This window comes from Microcoleus sp. B6-A1 (assembly GCF_036705085.1).
Lineage (GTDB): Bacteria > Cyanobacteriota > Cyanobacteriia > Cyanobacteriales > Microcoleaceae > Microcoleus.
In genome coordinates this window covers 61,697-70,009 of sequence record NZ_JAUBTU010000034.1, presented here as the reverse complement: position 1 = coordinate 70,009, position 8,313 = coordinate 61,697, and the positions used below count along the sequence as shown (strand labels likewise).

Below are 8,313 nucleotides of genomic sequence, written 5' to 3'. Positions count from 1 at the left end.
AACAGGCAAGATGCCTGTTCCACAAAATATAAATTTTCTTGTGGAACAGGCATCTTGCCTGTTGCTGACAATGGTGCAAGATATCAGATGTAACGGATGTCAGGAAGAAGGAAGAGGGAAGAAGCAAGAAGGAAGAGGGAAAATTATTCCCTCTTCCAACTTAAAACTTAAAAATCAAAATTCCAACCTGAAAACTATACCTCACACTACACTCCCAACAAGCTGCTTAGCGACAAGTGCGATATTTGACGTGATAAACTAAACCGCGATGAGCCAAATCGAAAGAGTCAACGGTGGCCATGCCAGCACCACGGGCTGTCATTGCAGCATTTACTCTCATATTTACACTGTCGCCGCAGCGAGACCAAACATTAGCTACAGTGGCTAAGCTATCTCGAACATTGTAGTTAGTTTCGCCGCTGAGATTTCGATTAAAAACTGGGCCGCGGGCTCCAGCGAAAAAGTATTCTGCCCGCAGGTTGCCTGTGGTTTTGGGAGCCACGTAGCCGCGGTAATCAGCATCGTAGATAGAAATTTGGTAGCCTTGAGGTACTTTGATGGGAATGCTCAGATTGCAGCTTTTTCGGCTTTCTGCTGAGACATTTCCCAGGGCTGCAAACTTGTCAAATAGGATGGTCAGTTCTTGACCGTCGGGGCTGACGCTGACGCTGGCGGAGCGATCTGGGCAACCGCTACCCCCATAGCTTGCACCTAAAATTTGAACGGCAGGATTAGCCAAGGCGGGGCCGATAGAAGCAGTCATTAATGCCGTAGCTAGCAATAGTTTTACAAACTTCATGGATGTTCTTCTTAATAAGTTAAGTTGTGTGTTAGGAGCACCCTAAAAAATTGGAACTGAATTTAGGTAATGTGTTTTAAACTTGGATCTGACCGCCTTCATGTGGAAAGATGAAAAGCCAGTCAAGCCAAGCTTATGACCTCATGTGCAGTTCCTCTTCAGTTTTTTCGATTAGTGAGTTAACCGGGAAAATAGGTTTTCTGCTGATACTTTCTAAGATTCGTGTCTCTTCGTGAAAGTTCCGGAAGATTTCGGTGCGAAACTCCGGATCTGTGTTAATGGGCTTGGACGGAGCACGAGACAGCGAGCTAGACCAGTCGGGAGGCTTTTACGCCCGGATCTGCGTTCTTAGGAAGAGGAAACGAGATAATGACATATTTGTGTATTTTCAAACCTCGCATACTTAGTGTCGCGCTGGGCGGATGAAAGGCAATTGTCGGATCGAATTTTATTAGCGCGATATTCGTGTTTTCAATAGGGTTTAATATAAGTAGTCCAGGACGCAGGGGCCGCCTAAACCGTTTTTTTTTTCGTCAAGAATGCCTGGATGACTGATAAGTTAGAATAAAGCCAATTAATTATTCAAAAAAATGAGTGCTAAAGTTACTGTCATCGACCATCCTTTGATACAGCATAAGTTAACTCTCATGCGACAAACTCAAACGAGCACGGCGAAATTTCGCCAACTGCTGAAAGAGATTGGGATGCTGCTAGCCTATGAAGTGACGCGAGATTTGCCGCTAAAATACGAACTAATAGAAACGCCGATCGCAAAAATGAATGCACCGGTGCTGGCTGCAGAAAAGAAAATTGTTATTATTTCGATTATGCGTGCCGGTCAGGGATTGTTAGATAGTATTTTAGAACTGATTCCGTCCGCAAGGGTAGGACATATTGGTTTGTACCGCGATCCGACAACTCGGATGGTGATCGAATATTATTTCAAAGTTCCCCAAGATATCGAACAGCGAGATGTTTTAATTGTCGATCCGATGCTGGCTACTGGTAATTCAGCAGTGGCGGCAGTGGATAGGCTGAAAGAAGTTAATCCGAAGTCTATTAAATTTTTGTGCTTGCTGGCGGCACCGGAGGGAGTGGGGCACTTTCACGAACAACACCCTGACGTGCAGATTTATACGGCGGCAGTTGATGAGTGTTTGGACGAGCATGGCTATATTGTACCGGGATTGGGAGATGCGGGCGATCGGCTTTACGGCACTCTGTGAATTCAATAAAATTATTTTCTGCTGTATATGCCAATACATTCATTTAAAAATAAGTTTACTAACATAAGCATTGGTTTGATAGTGCCATACAATGTAAATTGTAAAATTTTAATGTCAGGGAAAGCCTATATATAACAATGGTTGTAGGGTTTTATTACATTAAATTCGTAAATTGCATAATCTAGATGTATTTACTGCATTTTCTGGTTAAATTCTATGCCTTTAGTGTAATTTCTTGCCAGAATTAGTTATTAAAATAGATGTATGATGCTAACCGTTTGCGATCGACTACTAACATTTTCTTGACGAGGGAAAAAACAATGGAGACTACAGCACAGAAGGAAGCCCCAACTCAGCCTGTTGAGGAAGTGAAAATTCAGAATATCAACAGTTTGGAGTTTGAGCTTTGGGCTAAAGCAGTCAAACGGCAGATGATTGCAGCACTCTCTAAAAAGGGCGCGATTTGAGAGCTCTGGGTTTTTTGTGTGCAACTTGTGTTAATTAATTAAATTAACAAAATTTTTGTCTGCATTGTTGTCCGAGTTACGGGAGGGGCAAGAGAAAGAATTTTCCTTTTTCCGAGTTTTGGACGTACAGGTGGAAGGAAGCCGGGTTTTTTTACGAAAATACTTCTGTTGCAATCGGCAGAAATGGTAAAAAAACCCGGTTTCTTTGTGTCATATCATGTCTGATCCAGTGACCGCGATTAAAAGGGCGGGTTTTTGAGATTGTCATTTATTGGCAGATATTTTTCGTGAACCCGCCCCTACCGTATTATGGGTAATCGACCGGACATAATATCAAGAGTGCCTCCGGGACTGTTCTATCTGCCGAATGCTTTCTGCCAGATTACGATCGCTTGTCAACCGCCGCCAGCAAGCGCAGACTTCCATCTTGAATCTGCACTGCTTTCACCGTTCCTACAGCAACTCTTTGTTGACCGTTAGCCATCGCTACCTCAATCTTAATCTTGGGGTCAGCCTGTAATCCCAGCCGCCCCCAGAGCCACTTGACTTGAGTAGCAGGAAAAGAGCTCACTTCTACATCAGAAAAGGGCGAATTAACCCAGCGGCTACCGTCGTAAAAACTCGCTACCTGCACCTGATACCAAACTTGTTCTCCCGCCAATTTTAACTCATTGTTCGGTTCTGGTTCCAGCCACTCAGCGGGATTGACACTGTTAATTAAAGTAGCAGAACCCATAATTTGACTTTTGTGGTCTTCTAGATTTTCAGCCTGAGAAACTGCTTCCTCAAGTTTGTTGACCAAATTCCGAATTCGACTTCTGGTTTCGCTGTCAGTATCTGATTGCTGGTCGAGCCAATTCATCGCCTCGCGAGTTCCGTCTTGAGAAGCTACAATCAGCGCGCCCCAAGCCTTGACATCGGCGTCAGCGGCATTCACTCTCAAGGCGGCGTCTATGCGGTTCCAGATCCGCCCGCCGTCATTTTTGAGGGTTGTGGCTATTTCGTTACTGTTGCTCGGATCTGCTTCAAATACTTGCAAAGCTTCGGCCCAGCGGCCGTCGATCAATTCTGCGAGAACTTGTTGACCGGGACTGGCCCAAGATGCGATCGCCTGAGCCCGAGTAATCTTAGCGTGAAATTCGATCGTTTCTAGCTGAGCTTGCGCGACAGCGGGCCAATTTTTGCCAGCTTTCCCCTTCGCCACACGCATGACATTTAATGCTGGAGACCACAGCCCGCTTTTCGCCAGTCGCAGCCCATTTTTGTAAGTCTCGTCATTGAAAGCAATTTCTTCTAAAGAAATCGCCGTTAACTGAACGGGGTTCGGCAAAAATTTGCGCGGGCCAATTTGATAAAGGGTAAATTGCGGCTCTAAACCAACTGTTTGGTCGATCGCCAACTGGGGGTTTTCGCCCTTAACAATTTGCTGCCAATTCGGCGCTTGTCCCGCCGCACTCGCCCACTCCAACAGCGGCATTAAATGGTTTTGGCTGGGGTTGTAGCGAACGACTTGTCCGTAGGGAATTTTCCTGTCGCCCCGCTTTAGTTGACCGCTGACATTAAACCAAATGCCCGATGCTGGGGGCTTTCCGTCAAAGCGGCGCAGTTCTGTTAGGGGTAACGACTGATTCGAGGCTTGATTGTCAGATGTAGAGTCAGCTAAAGAAGCAATGACAAAAGATTCCGCAGGGCCTTCTAGATTCACAGAACTTGCTAACTGAAAATACTGCTCTTTATCGGAACTGCGATCGGGAAGCTGCACCCGCTTGTACACCCGAAGTTCGACAATTTGACGGCAAGGATTTTTGCAAACAGTAGAAGCTTTAACAGTTCTTTCTACCATCACCGGCAATAGCAAATCGGAAATAGAATTATCGCGGGATTGATCGACGGGAAGCGACAGGGGTTCTCCGGTTACGAATCCCAATTTGCGGATGCTGGCTTTGATTTGATCGAGAGTTTGGATCGAATCTCTGCTACCTGTAGGCAGGCGCGACCATTCCGGCACAAATTGAGAGATCAACTTGTTGCCATTGGGATCGACGATGAGCTGATAACTCAGCCAAGCGCCGCCTCCCATTAAAGCTGCACAGCCACCCAAGATGCTGAGGGCTGTCAAATTAGCTATCAGTCTTTTCCAGGGATATCTGGCGCGAGTTCGGGGAGTAGGTATTGGACGCTGGGACTCTTGAAGATTTTTGGGGCGTCGGGTTTGGCGCCGCCGTCTTGTCGGAGGAGGAGCAACTTTGGGATTTTCTGGGGGTTTGGCTCGATTTTTTGAGGGGTTAATTTTGTGTTCCATCATGCCATTTTAGAATTTAGATTTTAGAATTTAGAGTTTAAAATTGCAATAGCCGATCGTACTGCCGACCTATGATATCCCAAGTGTATTGGCTTTCAACGAGCGATCGAGCCCTGACAGAGAGCTCCTGTCTTAGCTGCTGATTTTCAAACACACTGGCGATCGCCTCAACATACTCCTGAACTTTGTTCGCCCGCAAGGCCCTGATCAGTTGTGGGCCGCCATCGACGGCTAAACCCTCCAAACCTCGATCGCTAGCAACCACGGGAGTTCCCGCAGCCATCGCCTCCAAAGTTTTATTTTTAATCCCAAAACCAATCCGCATCGGCACCACACAAACAGCAGCTTGATGCAAATATTCTGCCACCCTTTGCACCCGGCCTACTACTTGAATTCCGGGAAGTTCCCCCAAGGCGAGCACTTCCGGGACTGGCGAAGCCCCTACTAAGGTGAGGGTAGCATCGGGATACCGCTGCTGCAAAGGTGGCAGTATTTGCAAACTCAGAAACCGCGCCGCGTCAATATTCGGCAAATTGTTCATTGCGCCTGCAAAAATTAAGGTGTGTCCTCCCGGATCGATCGACCGGTACGGAAATTGAGTTAAATCCACGCCGTTAGGAATTACATCTATGGGAGGTACAAAAAAATCTTGTTTTCCTGGCACTCGAACCGGAGGCGACAGCAATTCTAGGAGTTGCTCTCTGTCGGTGGATGTTGTCGCGACAATGCGGGAGAATTTGGAACAGTAGCGTTTTTCGTAGCGGGCGAGTAGGGGTAAATTTAGTCGATCGCGCAGGGGTTTTTCCGAGGTGCCGGTTGCTAACATTTCCCTGCAAGTTCCCCAAACAGAACTGTGAATGTTTGCCACTGTCAGCAGTTTTTGCCGCCATTCTGGACGCACGTAAATCTCGTTAACGCTGTGTTCGCAGGTGACAGTATCGCATTTGTCTGCTGTTACCAATTCGTCTGCCCAATTCTGCATTGCTTGGGAGTAGCTTGAGAGTACGTTCGGAGGTGTGCCGGACAACAAAAATCGACTGAATCTGTGGAATTTTCCTATTATTTCAGAGAACCCCCCCTCAGTCCCCCCCTTGTTAAGGGGGGGAGGTAAAAATCCTTCCTCAGTCTCCTGGTGGAGTCTTAGCCCCCCCTTAGCAAGGGGGGGTTGGGGGGGTGTCTGCGGATGGGGAAAAACTGCTAATTCTGTGACTTGCTGGCGCAATGTGTCGATTTGTGCATCGGTGACATCGGACGATCGTACTGTGCCGAGAATTACATCATGGCGCCGGCTCAAGTATTGCAATAAATTAAACGTCCTTACCTGAGTTCCTCCGCGACTTGGCGGATAAGGAAAAGTCGAGGAAAGCATCAAAATCTTCATGGGATGTGGAATAAATAAAGTTGCCGCTTGCGCGATAAAATTGATTGATTAAATCTTTTTAACAATCTTCGCACCTATGGACGAATTATCTGTTAAGGCGCTGCTCGAAGACTTGAAAAAGTCCGACGAAATCGTGCGGGATCGGGCAACTGCAGAACTCTGGCGCACTTGGTTTAACCAGAAGGGTGACTATGGGATGCAAATTCTCAGGCGAGCGCAAGTTTCGCTGGATGCAGGCGATGTTCGCCACGCTTTGGATTTGCTGACGAAATTGATTGCGGAAGCGCCGGATTTTGCGGAAGCTTGGAACCGACGCGCCGTACTTCACTATACCCAAGGAAATTATAAAAAGTCGATCGAGGACTGCCAAATCGTCCTCAAACTGAACCCGGTGCATTTTGGGGCGTTGCACGGTCTGGGTTTGTGCTACGCTGCCTTGGGAGAATACCTAAATGCTATTCAAGCTTTTCGTCGCGCTTTGGAAATTCAACCTTTTGCTTTGGTGAATCAAAAGTTAATTCTCGAATGTACGGCTCGTTTGAGTTAAAATCAACTGTGGAGTGAAGGAAGAAGGAAGTTCGGCAACGGATTATGTAACGGATGTAACGGATGTAAAGGATAGAAGGAAGAAGGAAGAAGGAAGAAGAAAGAAAATCTATGGTTTCAGATTTTTTTCGTAATCTCAAATCTCAAATCTCAAATTGTCTAAGTTAGTGCCGAAAATTAGCGTTTGCATTCCTACTTACAATCGAGTGCATCTGCTGGCTTGTGCGATCGCCAGCGTGCTAGATCAAACTTATACAGATTTTGAATTAATTATCTGTGATGATGGTTCTACTGACAGCACTCCTCTGTTGATGTCGGAATTTGTCGATCGCGGGATTCGCTACATTCGCCACCCGCAGAATATCGGCAAGAGTAATAATATGCGATCGGGCTTTGCGGCAGCAAGGGGCGAATATTTTATCAAGTTTGACGATGACGATCGCCTGAGCCCGCAATTTCTAGAGCGGACATCTGCTATTTTAGATAAAGACCCCAGCATCGATTTTGTCAGTACAGATCACTGGGTGATCGACATTAACAATTATATAGATGAAAACCAGACGAAACTCAATTCGCAGCAGTGGGGCCGCACCGAGTTGTCGGCTGGAATTATTGAGGATTTGCTATCTGCTGTTTTTCTCAGACAAAGTTTGCAAATAGGGGCGACTTTGTTTCGGCGCCGCGCCCTGGAAGAAGTGGGATTTCTGCGGCCGAATTTGCAAAATTGCGAAGATAACGATTTGTTTGTGAGACTTGCGATTGCGGGCAAAAAGTGCTATTACTTGCCGGAGCTGTTGATGGAGTATCGAGTTCATGCAGGACAGCAAGGAGTCGATCGGGCAATTCCGTATTTAAGCGATAAATTGCGCTATTTGATCGGCTACGAATTTGATTCCGAGAAGTTGGAAACAGTCAGGCTCAAAAGGATTGCCGAAACTCAATTAGCGCTAGGTTTGCGGCTGATTGAGGTTGGTGAAACTGCAAAAGGGCGCCTGATGGTCCGGGCTGGAAAGTCTGTTTCTGCGGCGAAAATGTGGGCTGGTTTGGGATTGTCGTTGCTGCCCGTCGAGTTGCGTCCAAAAGCGTTTGAGTTGGTGCGGGAGTTGTTGAAACGGGAGTTGTGAAGGCGTAGGATTTCCACAGAATAACCGGCCGTTTCAACCGCCAAGTCTGATTACTTTTACAATACTCCTGACTCTAATTGGTCTAGATAGATAAACTCAGGAGCTTTAACTCCCGCTTCTTCTCTAATTTTAACCAGTCTAGGCGACTCAAAAAACGCCCTAGCATCTGCGATTGATGTCCACGCGGAGAAATGAACTATTTTGTTTGGTTCATTGTCATACTTCAAGACTTGATAGGAGCGCTCTCCAGCTTCTTTTCGGATGCTTCCAGCATTATCGAATACCTGTTTCCAAGCTTCATAATTTTCTACTTCATGAATAATTAAGACATACTGCATAGCAATAAAGTTTATTGGAACTTTAAGTTTGTGATGCTGCAAATTATAACAGGCGATCGCACATTTTTTCTCCCTAAACTACGATCGCCCCACGTCCAAAATGCCAAGCTGTCATCAATGGAAGCGATTG

General features: G+C 46.3%; 9 protein-coding genes. 5 read left to right on the top strand and 4 right to left on the bottom strand.

Annotated elements, in window-relative coordinates; genetic code table 11:
* Positions 1 to 262, top strand: a 262-nt coding sequence (locus QUB11_RS14975; protein WP_333207032.1) for a hypothetical protein, incomplete at its 5' end; no start/stop codon positions are given.
* Here the strand turns inward: QUB11_RS14975 and QUB11_RS14970 are convergent.
* Positions 227 to 799 (bottom strand): DUF4360 domain-containing protein, encoded by a 573-nt coding sequence (locus tag QUB11_RS14970; protein ID WP_333207031.1) that lies wholly within the window; start codon positions 797 to 799, stop codon positions 227 to 229. The genes QUB11_RS14975 and QUB11_RS14970 overlap by 36 nt on opposite strands.
* 590 nt (positions 800 to 1,389) lie before the next feature.
* Between QUB11_RS14970 and upp the strand changes: the two genes are divergently transcribed.
* On the top strand, positions 1,390 to 2,025 hold the full coding sequence (gene upp, locus QUB11_RS14965; protein WP_333207030.1) for a uracil phosphoribosyltransferase: 636 nt from the start codon (positions 1,390 to 1,392) through the stop codon (positions 2,023 to 2,025).
* A gap of 260 nt (positions 2,026 to 2,285) precedes the next feature.
* Positions 2,286 to 2,492 (top strand): hypothetical protein, encoded by a 207-nt coding sequence (locus QUB11_RS14960; protein ID WP_333207029.1) that lies wholly within the window; start codon positions 2,286 to 2,288, stop codon positions 2,490 to 2,492.
* Between the two features lie 382 nt (positions 2,493 to 2,874).
* On the opposite strand, the gene QUB11_RS14955 is transcribed toward QUB11_RS14960, so the two are convergent.
* Complete coding sequence (locus QUB11_RS14955; protein WP_333207028.1) at positions 2,875 to 4,797, bottom strand: hypothetical protein; 1,923 nt, start codon at positions 4,795 to 4,797, stop codon at positions 2,875 to 2,877.
* A 34-nt stretch (positions 4,798 to 4,831) separates the two neighbouring features.
* Complete coding sequence (locus QUB11_RS14950; protein ID WP_333207027.1) at positions 4,832 to 6,175, bottom strand: glycosyltransferase family 4 protein; 1,344 nt, start codon at positions 6,173 to 6,175, stop codon at positions 4,832 to 4,834.
* A gap of 76 nt (positions 6,176 to 6,251) precedes the next feature.
* On the opposite strand from QUB11_RS14950, the gene QUB11_RS14945 reads away from it, so the two are divergent.
* Together QUB11_RS14945 and QUB11_RS14940 are read left to right on the top strand one after the other, a co-directional pair.
* Positions 6,252 to 6,722 carry a tetratricopeptide repeat protein gene (locus tag QUB11_RS14945; protein WP_333207026.1) on the top strand — a complete coding sequence of 157 codons (471 nt, stop codon included), beginning with the start codon at positions 6,252 to 6,254 and terminating at the stop codon, positions 6,720 to 6,722.
* A gap of 166 nt (positions 6,723 to 6,888) precedes the next feature.
* Positions 6,889 to 7,845, top strand: coding sequence for a glycosyltransferase (locus QUB11_RS14940; protein WP_333207034.1), 957 nt, complete (start codon positions 6,889 to 6,891; stop codon positions 7,843 to 7,845).
* A 56-nt stretch (positions 7,846 to 7,901) separates the two neighbouring features.
* Here QUB11_RS14940 and QUB11_RS14935 read toward each other — a convergent pair whose 3' ends face one another.
* Positions 7,902 to 8,183, bottom strand: a complete 282-nt coding sequence (locus QUB11_RS14935; RefSeq protein ID WP_333207025.1) for an antibiotic biosynthesis monooxygenase — start codon at positions 8,181 to 8,183, stop codon at positions 7,902 to 7,904.
* Positions 8,184 to 8,313 lie beyond the last annotated feature (130 nt).